The 17,209-nt window shown below is 40.5% G+C and carries 16 protein-coding genes; 10 read left to right on the forward strand and 6 right to left on the reverse strand.

All coding sequences use genetic code 11. The annotated features are described in order from the left end of the window. Nucleotides 1-24 precede the first annotated feature (24 nt). Nucleotides 25-1,359, reverse strand: a complete 1,335-nt coding sequence (locus tag GGR21_RS10165) for an NADP-specific glutamate dehydrogenase (protein WP_183307105.1) — start codon at nt 1,357-1,359, stop codon at nt 25-27. Nucleotides 1,360-1,566: 207 nt separating this feature from the next. Between GGR21_RS10165 and rfbB the strand changes: the two genes are divergently transcribed. From rfbB to GGR21_RS10190, 5 genes are all read left to right on the forward strand, one after another. After that, complete coding sequence (gene rfbB, locus GGR21_RS10170) at nt 1,567-2,703, forward strand: dTDP-glucose 4,6-dehydratase (RefSeq protein WP_183307106.1); 1,137 nt, start codon at nt 1,567-1,569, stop codon at nt 2,701-2,703. Between the two features lie 20 nt (nt 2,704-2,723). Beyond that, nucleotides 2,724-3,554: a phage holin family protein gene (locus GGR21_RS10175; RefSeq protein WP_183307107.1), complete on the forward strand. Its 831-nt coding sequence runs from the start codon at nt 2,724-2,726 to the stop codon at nt 3,552-3,554. A 33-nt stretch (nt 3,555-3,587) separates the two neighbouring features. After that, nucleotides 3,588-4,595: a UDP-N-acetylmuramate dehydrogenase gene (gene murB, locus GGR21_RS10180; protein ID WP_183307108.1), complete on the forward strand. Its 1,008-nt coding sequence runs from the start codon at nt 3,588-3,590 to the stop codon at nt 4,593-4,595. Nucleotides 4,596-4,685: 90 nt separating this feature from the next. Next, nucleotides 4,686-5,990 (forward strand): UDP-N-acetylglucosamine 1-carboxyvinyltransferase, encoded by a 1,305-nt coding sequence (gene murA, locus GGR21_RS10185; RefSeq protein WP_183307109.1) that lies wholly within the window; start codon nt 4,686-4,688, stop codon nt 5,988-5,990. Nucleotides 5,991-6,038: 48 nt separating this feature from the next. Continuing rightward, a complete protein-coding gene (locus GGR21_RS10190; RefSeq protein WP_183307110.1) occupies nt 6,039-6,680 on the forward strand; it encodes a DUF6891 domain-containing protein in 642 nt (213 codons plus the stop codon). A gap of 65 nt (nt 6,681-6,745) precedes the next feature. On the opposite strand, the gene GGR21_RS10195 is transcribed toward GGR21_RS10190, so the two are convergent. Beyond that, nucleotides 6,746-7,765, reverse strand: a complete 1,020-nt coding sequence (locus GGR21_RS10195) for a DUF4349 domain-containing protein (protein ID WP_183307111.1) — start codon at nt 7,763-7,765, stop codon at nt 6,746-6,748. Nucleotides 7,766-7,871: 106 nt separating this feature from the next. On the opposite strand from GGR21_RS10195, the gene ybaK reads away from it, so the two are divergent. From ybaK to GGR21_RS10220, 5 genes are all read left to right on the forward strand, one after another. Then, entirely contained in the window at nt 7,872-8,351 is a 480-nt protein-coding gene (gene ybaK / locus GGR21_RS10200) for a Cys-tRNA(Pro) deacylase (protein ID WP_183307112.1), read from the forward strand. A gap of 189 nt (nt 8,352-8,540) precedes the next feature. Next, nucleotides 8,541-8,771 (forward strand): 4Fe-4S binding protein, encoded by a 231-nt coding sequence (locus GGR21_RS10205; protein ID WP_183307113.1) that lies wholly within the window; start codon nt 8,541-8,543, stop codon nt 8,769-8,771. Nucleotides 8,772-8,833: 62 nt separating this feature from the next. Beyond that, on the forward strand, nt 8,834-9,916 hold the full coding sequence (locus GGR21_RS10210) for a 3-methyl-2-oxobutanoate dehydrogenase subunit VorB (RefSeq protein ID WP_183307114.1): 1,083 nt from the start codon (nt 8,834-8,836) through the stop codon (nt 9,914-9,916). Between the two features lie 36 nt (nt 9,917-9,952). Beyond that, entirely contained in the window at nt 9,953-10,711 is a 759-nt protein-coding gene (locus GGR21_RS10215) for a thiamine pyrophosphate-dependent enzyme (RefSeq protein ID WP_183307115.1), read from the forward strand. 30 nt (nt 10,712-10,741) lie between these two features. Beyond that, nucleotides 10,742-11,296 (forward strand): 2-oxoacid:acceptor oxidoreductase family protein, encoded by a 555-nt coding sequence (locus GGR21_RS10220; RefSeq protein WP_183307116.1) that lies wholly within the window; start codon nt 10,742-10,744, stop codon nt 11,294-11,296. An 81-nt stretch (nt 11,297-11,377) separates the two neighbouring features. Here GGR21_RS10220 and porN read toward each other — a convergent pair whose 3' ends face one another. The 4 genes from porN to porK form a co-directional block, all read right to left on the reverse strand. Continuing rightward, on the reverse strand, nt 11,378-12,244 hold the full coding sequence (gene porN / locus GGR21_RS10225) for a type IX secretion system ring subunit PorN/GldN (RefSeq protein ID WP_183307117.1): 867 nt from the start codon (nt 12,242-12,244) through the stop codon (nt 11,378-11,380). A gap of 23 nt (nt 12,245-12,267) precedes the next feature. After that, nucleotides 12,268-13,836 (reverse strand): type IX secretion system motor protein PorM/GldM, encoded by a 1,569-nt coding sequence (gene porM / locus GGR21_RS10230; RefSeq protein ID WP_183307118.1) that lies wholly within the window; start codon nt 13,834-13,836, stop codon nt 12,268-12,270. 39 nt (nt 13,837-13,875) lie between these two features. After that, nucleotides 13,876-14,829, reverse strand: a complete 954-nt coding sequence (gene porL, locus GGR21_RS10235; protein ID WP_183307119.1) for a type IX secretion system motor protein PorL/GldL — start codon at nt 14,827-14,829, stop codon at nt 13,876-13,878. A gap of 61 nt (nt 14,830-14,890) precedes the next feature. Then, nucleotides 14,891-17,056, reverse strand: coding sequence for a T9SS ring complex lipoprotein PorK/GldK (gene porK, locus GGR21_RS10240; protein ID WP_183307120.1), 2,166 nt, complete (start codon nt 17,054-17,056; stop codon nt 14,891-14,893). Nucleotides 17,057-17,209 lie beyond the last annotated feature (153 nt).

The following is a 17,209-nucleotide window of genomic DNA, read 5'->3' on the forward strand; positions in this document are numbered from 1 at the left end:
TATAAGTCTCTTTTTTCATTATTATTACACTATGCCCTGCGCCATAACCGCCTTTGCAACTTTCATAAATCCGGCAATATTAGCACCTTTCACATAGTTTACATAGCCATCTTTTTCTGTTCCGTATTTCACACAGTTTTCATGGATATTCTTCATAATCCATTTCAGCTTTTCATCTACCTGTTCAGAAGACCAGCCCAAACGTTCTGAATTTTGAGTCATTTCCAATCCCGACACCGAAACCCCTCCGGCATTGGCAGCTTTACCCGGAGCATAAAGGATCTTGGCTTTTTGGAACATCTCTATTGCCTCCGGCGTAGATGGCATATTGGCTCCTTCCGAAACCGCAAAGATCCCGTTTGACACAAGTTTTTCAGCATCTTCGCCACTTATCTCATTCTGGGTAGCCGAAGGAAGTGCAATGTCACCTTTCTCTCCCCAAGGACGGGCATTCGGAACATATTTACATCCGTAAGTATCGGCATATTCTTTAATACGTCCTCGGTATAATTCCTTCAATTCTTTTACATATTCCAGTTTTTCTGTAGTAATACCCTCCGGATCATATATATATCCGCTCGAATCAGACATGCTTACAGGTATTGCACCCAGTTCAATTAGCTTTTCACACGTATATTGAGCTACATTACCCGAGCCCGACACAAGGCATTTTTTACCTTTAATATCGATATTCTTCGTTTTCAGCATTTCCAAAAGGAAATATACATTTCCATATCCGGTAGCCTCTGGACGAATTAACGAACCTCCGAATGTTAGGCCTTTTCCTGTGAATGTACCCGTAAACTCATGAGCCAGCTTGCGATACATACCGAAGAAATAACCTACTTCGCGCCCTCCTACACCTATATCTCCGGCTGGGACATCGGTATCAGGTCCTATATGACGCCACAGTTCTGTCATAAATGCCTGACAAAAACGCATGACCTCGGCACTTGATTTTCCTTTCGGATTAAAATCAGAACCACCTTTTCCTCCTCCCATCGGCAAGGTTGTCAGCGAATTCTTGAAAGTCTGCTCAAATGCCAGGAATTTAAGAATAGAAAGATTAACAGATGCATGCAAGCGCAAGCCTCCTTTGTATGGGCCGATCGCATTGCAGTGCTGTATACGATATCCCATATTAGTATGTGTATTTCCCTTATCGTCTACCCATGTTACACGGAAAGAAAAAATTCTGTCCGGAATACATAGTCTCTCAATAAGATTTGCTTTCTCAAATTCAGGGTGTTGATTGTAAACTTCTTCGATTGATTCTAAAACTTCCTGCACTGCCTGATGGTATTCTGGCTCGTTTGGAAATCTGCGCTTCAAATCCGCTAGAACTTGTTCTGATTTCATTTTATATTAGGTTTTGATTTATAGTATGCCACAAATATAGCAATTTTTACGACAAAATGACAAATCAATTATTCAAAAAACGTCATTTTTTATTTCAAACATTTATTCTTTAATTTGTTTTAGGATATATATTCTGCATCGGATATCTTTTAATGTTTATTTTTTCTTATTTTTGCGAATAATAATTTATATAAACATAGACATTAAATGACTTATTTAATCACCGGCGGAGCAGGTTTTATAGGCTCAAATTTTGTGAAACATATGCTTGCTGTTCATCCTCAGGCAAAGCTTATCATTCTGGATGCTCTCACTTATGCCGGTAATCTGGGCACATTGTCCGAAGAATTAAAAAATCCGAAAGTAACCTTCATTAAAGGAGATATATGCGACAGGACGGTTACTGAAAAAATATTCACCGATCATAAGATAGATTATGTTGTCAACTTTGCGGCCGAAAGCCATGTTGACAGAAGTATAGAAAATCCCCAGTTATTCTTGCAGGTTAATATACTGGGCACTCAGAATCTGCTGGATACTGCAAAAAAATACTGGACTATTGGCAAAGATGAGAATAATTATCCTATATGGCGCGAAGGCGTGAAATATCTGCAGGTATCTACCGATGAAGTATACGGATCGTTGGGTAATGAAGGATTCTTCACCGAGGCCACACCTCTTTCGCCCCGTTCGCCATACAGTGCGGGAAAAGCTGGAGGTGACCTGATCGTACAGGCATATGGCGAAACATATAAGATGCCGGTCAATATAACGCGCTGTTCAAACAATTACGGACCGTTTCATTTTCCAGAGAAACTCATTCCCCTTATTATAAAGAATATTTTATCCGGAAAAAAATTGCCCGTATACGGAGACGGCAGTAACGTACGCGACTGGCTTTACGTGGAAGACCATTGTAAGGCAATAGATGCAGTCCTGCACCGTGGACGTGTGGACGAAGTATACAATGTAGGTGGCCACAATGAAAAAAAGAATATTGAAATTGTACAGCTCGTTATAAAGACAATACACGACATAATGGAAAAGGAGCCAATATATCGTAATATATTGAAAAAGAAAGATGTTCTCGCCGATGGCAACATCGATATCAGCTGGATCAATAACGATCTTATTTCTTTTGTAAAAGACCGTCAGGGGCACGACCACCGTTATGCCATAGACCCGGCAAAAATTTCCACAGAACTGGGATGGTTACCCGAGACTTCTTTTGATAAGGGAATTGTAAAGACTATTTATTGGTATCTCGATAATCAGGAATGGGTAGAAGAAGTCACTTCGGGCGACTACATGAAGTATTACGAGCAAATGTACGGTAACAGATAACACAATATTCTTGCAGTTTTATGGAACGTCTAAAATCGATATTAGCTGATAAGATATTGGACTTATCGGCAAACAGCGGAGACGAAGTCAAAGCTAAAATAGACAAAATACAGAGATTCCGGGATTTTGCCAATGCACTAAAATCGCTGATGGTAAAATATCCGGCCATCGAAGATGAACTCATCGAAATGGTCAATGATGGTGATTTTGACACTAAGATTGCATCTTCACGGGTAGATACGGTGATTCGTCTTGCCGATGCAGAAGCAGCACATGCAATTAGATCTGCTCTCCCGGCAGAAGAACCTGTGACCATACAAAATATTCAGAAAGAAACACCGATTGAAAACGATATAGAAACGATACATAAAGAGATAGCTGAGGAAATAATCAATGAGGAAGTTCCGATAAACCCAGATGATATTCCGATGGAAATATATGAAGGTGAAGAGGAGCCGGTGTACGAACCCGAAGATATCAGCTATGAAGAAATAGATCCCACACCGGAGGAAGACCCGGAGGGATACATTCCTTTTGAGAATGTTAATGATGAGAACACTGAACCGGACAGTTTAACGGAACAGATACTGGAAAACAAAGAGAACACAAAATTACCTGAAACTTTGTCAGAAGAAGAAGACACCTTTCCTAACGAAGAAGAACTTGCTGCTATAAAACGTAAAGTCAACATACGCAGAATAATTCAGGTTGCCGGCATCATACTTGGTGTCGTAGCTCTTATATTTATTATTAAATTTGTGATGGTACATTGGAAAACCATCCTTATCGTAGCCGGAATACTTCTTGTTCTTGCTATACTAATAACATGGCTTGTCAAGCGAAAGCGGTAACAGTCATACTTTGTGTAACTAATTTTTCCTGAAATGGACTATTATAGGCAATACCAATTAAAAAATTACAATTCATTTAAAACCGAGGCTCTGGCCAAAATATTCTGCCAACCCAAATCGACAGACGAACTCCGGAAATGCCTGGCAGATTATCCTAACGAAAAAAAGCTGATCATAGGAGGAGGGTGTAATCTTTTCTTCACCAAAGACTTTGACGGACTTGTCATTTGCCCGGATATAAAAGGACTTCGCGAAATTTCTGACGAAGAAGAAGAAGACGAGGATATATTTCTGGAAGTAAATGCTTCTGAGAATTGGGACGAATTTGTCGATTACTGTGTGGAACGAGGATTCGCCGGATTAGAGAATCTGTCTCTTATACCCGGAACAGTAGGAGCTGCACCTATCCAAAACATTGGAGCATATGGCGCCGAAGTGAAGGATGTGATCCGCGAAGTAGTTGCTATGGACCTGGAAACAAATGAAGTTGTCTCTTTTGCCAATAATGAGTGTGAGTTCGGATACAGGGATAGTATTTTCAAACGTACCTGCAAATACTTTATTATATCGGTGATCTTTCATCTGAAACGGACATTTGTCTATACTCCAAGATACTTCGACCTGAACAAAGAACTGGAAGATATAGAGGAACCGTCCATACAGGATGTACGGAACGCTGTTATCCGTGTGCGCCAACGCAAGCTGCCGGACGAGAAAGTATTACCAAATACCGGAAGTTTTTTTAAAAATCCATATATTACACGGGATCATGCAGATCTGATAATAGCCGAATATCCTGATCTGCCGGCCTACCCTCAGAAAGGCGGACTGGTGAAAACATCTGCCGCATTCCTGATCGATAAAGCCGGTTATAAAGGAAAAAGAATAGGTAATATAGGTACATATCCAAATCAGCCTTTGATCATTGTTAATTACGGATCAGCGAACGGAAAAGATATTGTACGCTTTATGCAGGAAATACAACAAGCTGTAAAAGATGAATTCAACATTGAACTCGAACCAGAAGTAAGAATATATTAATCTAATTATGAATTATGAGTTATAAATTCGTTTATATACATAAGCGACTCCAAATAATTCATAATTCATAATTCATAATTCATAATACACATGGCATCATTTATAATAGAAGGACGCTGTTGCCTTAGCGGAGAAATAACACCTCAGGGAGCAAAAAACGAAGCATTGCAAATAATTTGTGCAACACTACTCACTGCAGAAGAAGTAATCATTGAAAATATTCCTGATATATTGGATGTAAACAATCTGATTGCTTTATTGGGCGAGATGGGAGTGGAAACAAAACGCATCAGCGAAGATACATGGTCTTTCAAGGCTGAGAATGTAAATATAGACTATCTGCAAACACCTGAATTCCTGAAGAAGAGCGCTTCACTACGTGGCTCGGTAATGATCATAGGCCCATTGGTCGCCCGTTTCGGTAAAGCTATGTTGCCAAAACCGGGAGGAGACAAGATCGGTCGTCGCCGCCTCGATACGCACTTTATCGGAATTCAAAAGCTTGGTGCCGATTTTATCTATGATGATGCCCTACAGATATACAATATAACCGCCGATAAACTCAAAGGTACATACATGCTTCTCGATGAGGCTTCGGTAACAGGTACGGCCAACATACTGATGGCTGCCGTTCTGGCAGAAGGCGAAACAACCATCTACAACGCTGCCTGCGAACCATATATACAACAACTAAGCAAACTGCTTAACCAAATGGGTGCGAAGATATCGGGTGTAGGTTCTAATCTGCTCCGTGTAGAGGGTGTTAGTTCACTTGGCGGAGCACGTCACCGTATACTTCCCGACATGATAGAGATCGGTAGTTTTATCGGTATGGCTGCCATGACTTCATCGGAGCTGACAATCAAGAATGTTGCTTATGACGATCTGGGTATTATCCCCGATACATTCCGCCGCCTGGGTATACAACTGGAAAGAAGAGGAGATGATATATTCATCCCATATCAGAAAGAATATACAATCGATACTTTTATAGATGGTTCCATTCTTACGATTGCCGATGCTCCTTGGCCGGGATTAACACCCGACCTTATCAGTGTATTATTGGTTGTAGCCACTCAGGCCAGAGGAAGTGTGCTGATTCATCAAAAGATGTTCGAAAGCCGTTTGTTCTTTGTAGATAAGCTTATCGATATGGGAGCGCAGATCATCCTCTGTGACCCGCACCGTGCTACTGTGATTGGTTCAGGTAAACGCCCGATGCGCTCTACAACAATGACTTCACCGGACATCCGCGCAGGTATAGCCCTACTGATTGCGGCAATGTGCGCTGACGGGAAAAGCACTATTCATAACATTGAGCAGATCGACCGGGGATACCAGAACATAGATGTACGCCTTAATCAATTAGGTGCAAATATTATGCGATTAGATTAACCTAAAATTTAGATTAAATACTATTACTATTTTTCAAAATTTTACACTATGACAGAAAATGAAAAATATCTCTATGATCATTTCCTAATTAGTATAAAATCAGGACTTGTATCGTTTGAAGATATTATCAACGACGCACTTGAAATGGTTGAAGACGAAGGTTGGGAAAAGGAAGTCTCTGAGGATTGGATAAAGACCACCCTCGCCAACGCATACGAAAAACACGAGCAGAAAAGTAAAAGCTGGCAACGTCCTACCGACACCGATAAGCTGCATGCTGCTTTCGATTCCCTTTGCAGGAATAAGATTGTAGCGCTTCATAATGCTGGCTACACCCAATCGGATGCTATTTTTGACGTGCAGGACGTTTGGCTGGATCTGGAAGATGAAGGCATAAAACCCATAGGTTACTGCTACTACCATGGGCAGGACCTGGAGAGAGCCATCGAAACCGGAGAACTTAATATTGGTTTCTATGGCGAAAAAGAAAACAACGATAAAGAAGCCATAATAATCGGCAACAAAGTTGTTGAAGCACTTAAAAACCAAGAATTTGATATCAATTGGGATGGCTCTGCTTCAAAAAGAATAGTTATCGAAAATTTTAACTGGCAGAATGTTTTCACTACAGATGAAGATGTTGACGACAAATGGGGATATGACCGTGTATTCCGGCTGATGGAAGAATAAATAATTACACATAAGATGAATAAGGCAAATCCAGAGGAGGGTTTGCCTTATTTATTATTCATTCTTTATTTCTTCCTTATATATCTAATATAAATAAACACACCTATCCCTGTAATCAGAAGTAAAGGCCATATAGTAATCAGAAATACAATCAGGCTATTAATAATATCCCAGCCCGTTTTAAGTCCTTCGATAGCCCTGTTACCAAAGCCGGGAGTATATTCATCTACAAATTCCTGTTGACGGACAACCTCCTCCGAATAGCTTATCTTATTCTGGTAAAGATTTATAGTAATAGCACTGTAATTAATTTTATCATTTACCGAAAACTCCTTTACCTTAGCATTATCCGCTGCCTCCATTGCATAATCCAGCGACTCTTCTGCGGCAATTACATCATCGAGCTTCCCACTACGTGTATTTATAGCAGTAGATACACGTTGCTGTTTTTTTGCCAACCTTTGCTGTTTCAGTCTCTCGGCCATTAATTGTGTGGTTACATCACTCGCTTCTATTGTACGATAATCAATAACTACAGCCAACGGAGCTATCTGCCTGAGCGTTGAATCCAATAATTGATAAGGTACTCTCAATTCCAGATTGGCGGACAGGTTATATTCCTGCCAGATCAGTGCCGAATCTTTAGATATATTTATAGTTTGTGATATCATATTCTGATTAGTTATATCTGACTTAATGATAAAACCGTTGTTCTTCAGAATAATATTTTCGATAATATGAGTAGATGATACAACATCGTTTACTTTAAATTTCATACCTGCCGTCCGGATAAATTTATGCACTCCGTCATCGTAAGCCGGTATAGCCGCCTGTGATGCTATGAAATTAGGAACAATAACAGGAGGAACAAACTTTACCGCGGCCGATTGCTTATCAGTGGCATTTGGTGAATATTCATACATCTCATCTAATGCCTGATCTGCTTTATTCACTCCGTCTTCTGGAATGTCCATCATAGTATAAGCTTCATCCATTGGTCCCATATTACCCTTGCCACTACAGGACAGTAAGACTATAAATAACCCTATCGTAAGAGCGATAAAATAATTATTTGTGGTTTTCATGATAATATTTTTTAATTTTACCTTTTAGTTAATAGATAGCTATAATTCGTTAATTCCATAAACAGAAGTAAAATTTATTTGTTTTACCTGCGAAAAGTAAGTATAAATGAAAATTGACAAGACAAATGCCGTCCGGCTACTTGACAAGGAAAAGATTGAATACAAACTAATCCCTTACGAAGTAGACGAATCGGACTTGAGCGCGATTCATGTGGCTGAACAATTAAACGAACCTGTAGAACAGGTATTTAAAACGCTGGTGCTGAAAGGAGACAAAACAGGATATTTTGTATGTATCATTCCAGGAGCTGAAGAATTAGACCTGAAACTGGCAGCTAAGGCCTCAGGAAATAAAAATTGCGATATGATACCGATGAAAGACCTGCTCAATATAACCGGATATATCAGAGGTGCCTGTTCCCCTATCGGGATGAAGAGGCTTTTTCCTACTTTTATTGACAAATCGGTCGAAAAACATGCCACCATCTATATAAGTACAGGAAAGAGAGGTTTACAAATTCAAATAAAACCGACAGATTTAATACAAATTGTCAAAATCAGGACAGAAGTCCTGACAAACAATTAAGTTATCGGAACAACTAACTGAATTTTAGTAAATTAAACAATTAAAATATACCTGAAAACATGTTTAAAGACATCATCTTTTTAGGATATTTATCAATTAAAAAGGGAAAAATAAAAATAAATAGGTATACCTTTGCGTAAGGATGGAAATCCGCTCTGCAAAAATGATCAACAAAAATATAATACTAAAATGGCCAAAATCAAAGGAACAGTAGTAGTGAATGAGGAGCGCTGCAAAGGCTGCAATCTCTGCGTGGTATCGTGTCCTTGCGATGTCCTGGAGCTACAGCCCCGGAATGTAAACCAGAAAGGTTATCATTATGTGTACATGAAAAACCCTGAAGCTTGCATCGGTTGTGCTAACTGCGGATATGTATGCCCGGACGGATGTCTCACTATTTATAAGAAAAAATTAGCATAATATAACGGATTACACCACATATAAGCCCGGATGTAATTTGTTTTTTAATTCAATCAAAGCTTATGTCAGAAGAAATATTTTTAATGAAAGGCAATGAAGCCATTGCTCATGCTGCTATCAGATATGGAGCCGATGGCTACTTTGGTTATCCCATTACTCCTCAATCGGAGATTATGGAAACACTAATGGACGAAGCTCCGTGGAGAACCACCGGAATGGTCGTCCTTCAGGCCGAGAGTGAAACTGCCTCTATAAATATGGTATATGGTGGCGCAGGCTGCGGTAAAGCAGTGATGACATCATCGTCGAGCCCGGGAATGAGCCTTATGCTCGAGGGCGTTTCATATATCGCAGCAGGCGAATTGCCTTGCCTGTTAGTTAACGTTATGCGCGGAGGTCCGGGATTAGGGACTATCCAACCATCGCAGGCCGATTATTTCCAAGCCGTAAAAGGTGGTGGCCATGGTGACTACAAACTAGTAACACTGGCTCCCAGTTCGGTACAGGAAATGGCAGACTTTGTCGCATTAGGCTTCGATCTTGCATTTAAATACCAAACTCCTGCTATGATACTCACCGATGGTGTTATCGGGCAAATGATGGAAAAAGTGGTTCTTCCGCCACAAAAACGCAGAAGGACTGATGCCGAAATCAGGGAACAATGTCCTTGGGCTACCTTAGGAAAACCAAATGGCAACAAACCAAACGTCATTACAACTCTTGAACTTGATTCATATAAAATGGAGATAAATAATCTCCGCTTACAGGCAAAATATAAACTGATAGAGAAGGAACTTTGTCTGTATCAGGAAGTAAACTGCGAAGATGCGGACTATATCTTTATAGCATTCGGTTCGGCCGCACGTATTTGCCAGAAAGCAATGGATCTGGCTCGCGCGCAAGGTATAAAAGTAGGGCTTATACGCCCTATTACACTCTGGCCTTTCCCTACCGCTATAATTGCGAAATACGCAGAAAAGGTAAAAGGTATGCTTACAGTGGAAATGAACGCCGGACAAATGGTAGAAGATGTACGTCTCGCAGCTAATGGAAAAGTAAAAGTCGAGCATTTCGGACGCTTGGGAGGAATAGTTCCGACACCGGGCGAAGTGGTGGATGCTCTTGAAAATAAATTCGGCCTGTGATACCGGCCAATGTATAATTTATAAGTAATAAATAGTATGAGTATAAATATAATAGACCCAGCAAACCTGGTATATGCAAAACCCGAACTGATGAACGACACGGAGATGCATTATTGCCCGGGTTGTTCACACGGTGTTGTTCACAAACTGATAGCCGAGGTTATCGATGAAATGGGACTGAGAGAAAAGACAGTAGGTGTAGCACCTGTTGGCTGTGCCGTATTTGCATACAGCTATCTTGATATAGACTGGCAGGAAGCCGCCCACGGACGCGCCCCTGCGGTAGCCACAGCAGTTAAACGCCTGCTTCCCGACAGGATGGTATTTACTTATCAGGGGGATGGAGACCTTGCCGCTATTGGTACAGCAGAGACTATACATGCAGCTAACAGAGGTGAGAATATTGCTATTATTTTCATCAATAATGGTATCTATGGTATGACAGGAGGACAAATGGCCCCTACTACCCTATTGAATATGAAAACTGCTACAACACCTAACGGGCGTGATGTGCATGAAAATGGTTATCCATTAAAGATTCTCGATCTGCTGTCACAATTACAGGGCGTATGTCTTGCTACACGCCAGAGTGTACATACAGCGGCATCGGTAAAGAAGGCTAAAAGAATGATCCGGTTAGCATTCGAAAACTCTATGGAAAATAAGGGGACTTCTATTGTTGAGATCGTCTCCACATGTAGTTCGGGATGGAAAATGACGCCAGCTCAGGCCAACGACTGGATGGTAGAAAATATGTTCCCTGCATATCCACTGGGAGATTTAAAGAATATCTAAAGTTCCTAATATTATTAAAGACAGAGAAATATGACACAAGAAATAATAATAGCAGGTTTTGGAGGACAGGGAGTACTGTCGATGGGTAAGATTCTGGCTTATTCGGGTCTAATGGAAAACAAGGAAGTATCGTGGTTCCCATCATACGGACCCGAACAACGTGGTGGTACGGCGAATGTTACTGTGATATTGAGCGACGATCCCATCAGTTCGCCCATTGTGAATGAGTACGATATCGCCATTATCCTTAACCAGCCATCACTGGAGAAGTTTGAACCACATGTAAAGCCGGGTGGAGTTCTTATATATGATCCGAATGGATTTCAGCATCCTCCAAAAAGAAAAGATATCCATGTATATAAAATAGAGGCTGTGGATACAGCTACACAAATGAAAAACAGTAAGGCTTTCAACATGATCGTAATGGGTGGATTATTGAAAGTAAGCCCTATGGTTAAACTGGAAAATGTAATGCTCGGATTGAAGAAATCATTACCTGAACGCCATCATCACCTGTTACCGATGAATGAACAGGCGATACTAAAAGGCATGGAAGTAATTGAAGAGGTACAGAAACCTGGTTGATCAGATTTTACTGAAATAAAGTCATAAAAATAGCCTCAATTATAATTGAGGCTATTTTTTATTATCTAATAAAATAACCTTTTATCTTCTGTTTTGAGCTGCATAGAATTTAGATTGGATATAATCCAGTTCGTTTTCCACGCGCATACGTTCTTTGATAAGGTCTTCCATCTTAGGGTAGTAATAAGAGAGTTGCCTTACACCCACCTGATAGATACAACCTCTGTACCAACGGTTACGGATAATATCAAAAATAGATGCATTACTCAGTACCGGGGTTATATTTGCTACGGCAACAGGCGATTTTGCTCTTGCAAAATAAACACTTACATCGTCAAACGGTATCCAGAACAATGGATAATGTTTGCCTTTATCAAACAGAACCGGACAGATGTGTGTTACACGCACATCGCCTTTGAAAGTCTTGATATCAAAGTACCATCTTTCCTTAACCAGATAATGTAAGATCTTACCTGATGGAATATCTTCTTTCTTTACTATTACGGTATTGTTATCTCCCGCAGTGAAAGGTATCACAGCCTCTTCCAAAGCAGCCCTGCCATCAAGTTTCTTACTCTCCGACATATCAGGCTGTGCCTCATATTTATATGCATGGATCGTATTAGTACTGAGCAAATTCACGATCAGAGAGAACAAGTTCACCCTGCTTTCTGTAGATTCTACAGGATAGAAGAATGTTTCATTACCTTCATCATCGGCAATCTGCCTGTAAATCTCTCTCGACCAGATGGTAGATGAATAATCATTCATCGAATTTTCCATAACAAAAAGCTCCCGGCTCGAGATATTGGTAACATTATCCTCTGCCGTGTTAGTTACGACATCAACCTGATCCAATATCCTTGGTCCGTTATTTGCTGTGTTTTGTGCGAAAAGTGTACTTGAAAAAAGTAACCCGCTAAACATCAATGAAATCAAATATTTCATAACTGTGTGTATTTTTGTGTTAATTAATTTATTCTTACATCCATAGCATAGAGATCTTTATCTCCATCAGGCCCCCTGGCTTTAATACTTGTTATAATAATTTGCGCTCCACGCGTCATCCTTCTTATCTGGTCTAACTGGCGATCCGAAAAATTCGCTCCATTCGAAGCTTCAGAACTCATATTCCCCATTGCATCAATAGTTAATGTCCTGAAACTAAGAACTGTATATGGAATATCCAAAATACCGTCATCTATCGATGCGCTCAAAGTTTTGGTATTCAACAAAACAGATCTCGCAATAGGTCCTTTCCTATACTTCCTCGGTTGCCCGTTCTGATCTGTGTACTGAATAAACGGCAACGGATCAGGCAAAGCCCTTATCCGGAATTCCTTTGATGCAACCTGTTGAGTAGCACCATTCACTGTGGCAGATACTGCTATAGTGAACTTCTGTCCTATACTCGAAGCTGATGGTTTTGCAATCCATCCACCTCTAGCATCAGGTGTCAGTGTTCCTCCTGTAGTAGCTCTGGCCGCGACATTGCCCGAGGCGACTCCCGGTACAGAGATGCTGATAGGATTATTGATGCCCACATATACCACATCCATCAATGTCGGTGCTATGGTAGCCATCGGTTCCATTACAATGTATTCCTGAGTGAAATCGCGACGCAAAGGATTTCCCAAACGATCCTGCATTTCAATAAAGCCACTGAAACGCTGTGTACCCGAACCTGTAGCAGTAAATTCAAATAATCCTTTTCGTCCATCCGGTAACTCCTTACCGTTGACCTCTATTTTAGGGCTTTGCGTCGAGTCTACTGCTGCCATTATGATATTGGCACGGTATGTCGTCCCCCGCATTACCATATTGGACTGAGGTACAACAAAGGCTCTAAGCTCATTCACCCTCATATCTTTCAAATCAATATTCTGAGCCAAAGTATTCAAGACTTCACCTTCTGCCTGTTTAATTTTAAGTTGTAATTCAGACAGGAAGGTTACGGATGAAATACTCGGCATATTCTCGAACGAAGCGATAAGCCACGATTTATTTGCTTTTCTGGCTCTTTCAGATGGTTCGGTAGATAATGTTTTCCGGATTATTTCTTTCTTTCCATTATCATCGATATAACCAAGGATATTCTCCCGATAATTATCCAATGCGCTTTTCAGTTCATTACCCTTTCCTTTTCCTATGGCAAGCATAACTTCTGTTGTAGCACTGGTATTATCCATCTTCTTAAGATTGTCCACATCAGCATCTTTACCGTCTGTTTCTTTGGCTATCTCAAGTTTCAGGGATTGTATAAAATCGAACAGAGAATTTGTCTTTTGCTTTACATCCTGAGCCTTATCAAACCATTCTCCAGCTTTTTCTTTATTATCGTTTTTAGACTCTTCTATAACGGAATATATTTGATTGTTACGTTCTGCCGTAACTTTTATATTCTCCTGAATATTATCGTTAATCAATACAAACCCGTCAAGAACTTCGGCTGATATATTCAACGCAAGCATCGCGATAAACACAAGATACATCAGATTGATCATCTTCTGCCGCGTTATTTGCCCTTTACTTAATGCCATCGGTTATCTTGATTTTAATTTCTGACAGAGATACCTCCGTTAGAAATTATTTTGGTTCATATTGTTGTTATTATTAGTTGTCATTGCCTGTAATAAACGGGCATATACATTGTTCAATGCTTCTATATGCCTTGTCATTTTTGCAGACTCTTCCCTGAACATATAACTGTCTCCAATGGCTCCATCATACAGATTTTTCATCCGTTGAAGACTATCGTTTATGTATTTGATGGCCGACATTTGTTCGGAAATCGTTTGCATCTGGGCATTGAATACTTCGTTCAAGCCCGATACATTCTGATTTAAGGTTGTCAGATTGTCTACAAAACCCTGAGTCTCTGTAACATTCTTATAAGCATCCAGCATCTTTTGTGATGCTTCATTCAATGAGTGTATTGTATTTGAAAAATCTTCCAGGTTTTGCGCTGTATTGGATAGGCTTTGCGCATACTCAGGAGTTATAGAACCACCCGAAACGCCGGTATTTCCTCCACCTGTATAAGAACCTGCACCTGATGAAGAGCTACCTGTAGCCACTGATCCGGAAACAATTGTACCACCTCCCGATGACGTGCCAGCACTCGCAACAGAACCAGAGCTAACTCCGCCTCCTATAACAACAACTGAACCCGAACTTCCAACTTTACTTTTTCCTGTATTTGCCGTTGCTGCTATATTTTTCGGATCTGCTGGTGCATCACCAACTATACCTGAAGTTCCACCAATCAGAATACCTCCTCCGGCAACACCTGCATCCTGAACTCCTGTTGCAGTAGCGCTGGTAGACGAATAGTCCAACCCCGCTGCGACAAAGACTATAACCTCAACGATCAATCCAACCATAAGGAAATAATCCCAGATTCCTCCAAAATGCATAATCTTGCACATCGCGCCGAATATAACTACGGCAGCACCCCAGCTATATATAAGGTTGAACACTATTTGCCCTCTGCGGCTGGCTAAAAACTGTTTAAAATTATGCAATTTTCCCATACACTCAATAAATATTACAAATCCACAATACTAATATAACGGTGGATATCCGTTTTTAGTATTATCTGAGTTTTCCTTTTTGGTCTACTCCCCATGATCTCACACATCTGAATCCGATGAATGAGCGTCCTTTATCCTGGAATTCTACCGATCTGTCTCCGGATTTTACCGTAGCATCCTTCCATGATCCACCTTTAATGATCTTACGTTTCAAAATAGCAGGATCGGCAAGAACTGCTCTGTAACTGAAATCAGGGTTAGCTTCATCAGCCATACGGTCTACAGATTCGGTAAATGTAGTTGTAGTCCACTCTGCCACATTACCTGCCATATCATACAGTCCAAAACGGTTTGGCAAGAACGTAGCTACCGGTGAAACCAGATCCTTAAGATCCTGAGATGCACGGAAATTTGCATGAGCTAAACCATCTGTTGTATGTGTCGCATTTGAGAACCAAGGGTACTCAAGTTCTGTACGTCCATTTCTTGCAGCGAATTCCCATTCGGCTTCTGTAGGTAATCTATAACCCTCAAACCCGTCATTAGGGCATTTGCCATCATTGATATAACGATCGGTACGCCATGCACAATAAGCATCGGCAGCTTCCCAGGATACGCCTACTACAGGGAAGTTATCATAAGCCTTTGATGTAAAATAATGCTCGGCGTATTGTTCGCTCTTAGCATTAGCAAAGTCAGTCATCCAACTCAGCACATCAGGGTAAACATTTATAATATATGTATTGGTGAAATCTACTTTATCCCCATGAGATGTTCTGGATAATGTTTCGCGCACAATATCACCTCTCATATTTACATAAGCTGTATCTTTCGTTATTACGATAGACTTGGCTTCACCTTCACGCATTTTTCCCAAAAATGCATAATAGCTCTTCGTATCGAACCATTCATATTTATAATTCAGTGAAGATTTTGCATAGCCACCTTTATCTGCTCCATAAGGATTACCTCCCACTACGCTATTTATAGCTGCAGCCTGACGATCTGTCGGATTTTTCCATGGGATTGACTTATGCCAGTTCAAACGCTGTGTCACAGGGGCATCCGGACTTTCCGGACGGACAGGCATTTTAAAGGTAGGATCACCACCATAAGCAGGATCTGCAAGCCTTTCTCTCACTATAGAGTCACGTACCCAGTATACAAATTCACGATATTGCTTATTAGTCACCTCTGTTTCATCCATCCAGAACGGGCTTACAGCAACTAATTTGCGAGGTACTGAATCTCCCCATAACGGATCGATACCTGTTCCCATTTCGATATTACCTCCGGGCACCAATACCATATTATCGCAGGCACGTGCAATATTATATGGTAATAGCAAACGAGTCTCTATGGCCGGATCTATATATTTTGGATCGCCGAATTTATAAGTTACACCCAATGTTGCCTGAGCGATACCGTTACTGTTCATATCTCCTCTTTGTCCATCAAATTCATCACCGACAAAAGCAACACGGCCTTCGCCGTATAACTGCCAATTTCTTGTAAAATTGAAACCCAGGTTCAAACCGGCACTACCGCCAAAGAATGTACCTGTAAGGGTTCCTCTATGCGCAAATCGCTGGTACATACCAAGACCGACAAAAGGATTTACCTCAAATTTACGGTTTGGCTGATAACCAGAAACCAGGTTAATGAGACTTAACATCACATCACCTGTTATACTTATATAACGCATATGCTGCATATAATAATTCTCATTTGGCCCCCACTTTGTCGGATGCCATATTTTTGTGCCTCCGGCATCAACATCGCTATAGGCATAGTCGACACCTTCTTGCCAGCCCATATAATCCCATGCAGGATCTTTTGTCATTAGGCCAACTTCATTCGAACCTGTGCCTTGCTTCCACCAACGGGAATAAAGACCGCTCCATCCATCATTGAAGCCATGTAAGCTACCTCCGGAAAGTTGCATACGTATCGAGAAAATATTACTTACCCGACGTCCGATACTCAATGTAGGAGCAAATGTCAGCCTGTCAGAAAACGAAGTCCTGTTACCGGGAACCCCGTTATCATCTTCTCCCACATATAATTGTAGACCTCCACCAACGGATATAAACCATAGTGGATCTTTTAACAGGTATTCGTTTCGTGAAGGAATTGAATACTGCTCAGTTCGTCTATCTACCTGAGCAAATGAGGCTATTGATACACAGAGCAATAGCAGTGAAGTTAGTAAAGTCTTTTTGTTCATATGTTCTATCAGTTATAATAACTATATATCAGGTGTGGCAAAGATAATATATATTTTTTTAATTATTAATGAATTTACACACTAAATATAACTATTTCAGTCTCAATAATGTTCTTAAAAATTGTTTTTTAACAAAAAAAGAAAGGTAAAACT

Origin of the sequence: Dysgonomonas hofstadii (assembly GCF_014196915.1) — a bacterium.
Lineage (GTDB): Bacteria > Bacteroidota > Bacteroidia > Bacteroidales > Dysgonomonadaceae > Dysgonomonas > Dysgonomonas hofstadii.

Coding starts and splice junctions, on each gene's coding strand:
- GGR21_RS10165 (WP_183307105.1), bottom strand. CDS start 1,359: ATGAAATCAGAACAAGTTCTAGCGGATTTGAAGCGCAGATTTCCAAAC.
- GGR21_RS10210 (WP_183307114.1), top strand. CDS start 8,834: ATGTCAGAAGAAATATTTTTAATGAAAGGCAATGAAGCCATTGCTCAT.
- porL (WP_183307119.1), bottom strand. CDS start 14,829: ATGGGAAAATTGCATAATTTTAAACAGTTTTTAGCCAGCCGCAGAGGG.
- GGR21_RS10215 (WP_183307115.1), top strand. CDS start 9,953: ATGAGTATAAATATAATAGACCCAGCAAACCTGGTATATGCAAAACCC.
- GGR21_RS10205 (WP_183307113.1), top strand. CDS start 8,541: ATGGCCAAAATCAAAGGAACAGTAGTAGTGAATGAGGAGCGCTGCAAA.
- GGR21_RS10190 (WP_183307110.1), top strand. CDS start 6,039: ATGACAGAAAATGAAAAATATCTCTATGATCATTTCCTAATTAGTATA.
- murB (WP_183307108.1), top strand. CDS start 3,588: ATGGACTATTATAGGCAATACCAATTAAAAAATTACAATTCATTTAAA.
- murA (WP_183307109.1), top strand. CDS start 4,686: ATGGCATCATTTATAATAGAAGGACGCTGTTGCCTTAGCGGAGAAATA.
- porM (WP_183307118.1), bottom strand. CDS start 13,836: ATGGCATTAAGTAAAGGGCAAATAACGCGGCAGAAGATGATCAATCTG.
- porN (WP_183307117.1), bottom strand. CDS start 12,244: ATGAAATATTTGATTTCATTGATGTTTAGCGGGTTACTTTTTTCAAGT.
- porK (WP_183307120.1), bottom strand. CDS start 17,056: ATGAACAAAAAGACTTTACTAACTTCACTGCTATTGCTCTGTGTATCA.
- GGR21_RS10220 (WP_183307116.1), top strand. CDS start 10,742: ATGACACAAGAAATAATAATAGCAGGTTTTGGAGGACAGGGAGTACTG.
- rfbB (WP_183307106.1), top strand. CDS start 1,567: ATGACTTATTTAATCACCGGCGGAGCAGGTTTTATAGGCTCAAATTTT.
- GGR21_RS10195 (WP_183307111.1), bottom strand. CDS start 7,765: ATGAAAACCACAAATAATTATTTTATCGCTCTTACGATAGGGTTATTT.
- ybaK (WP_183307112.1), top strand. CDS start 7,872: ATGAAAATTGACAAGACAAATGCCGTCCGGCTACTTGACAAGGAAAAG.
- GGR21_RS10175 (WP_183307107.1), top strand. CDS start 2,724: ATGGAACGTCTAAAATCGATATTAGCTGATAAGATATTGGACTTATCG.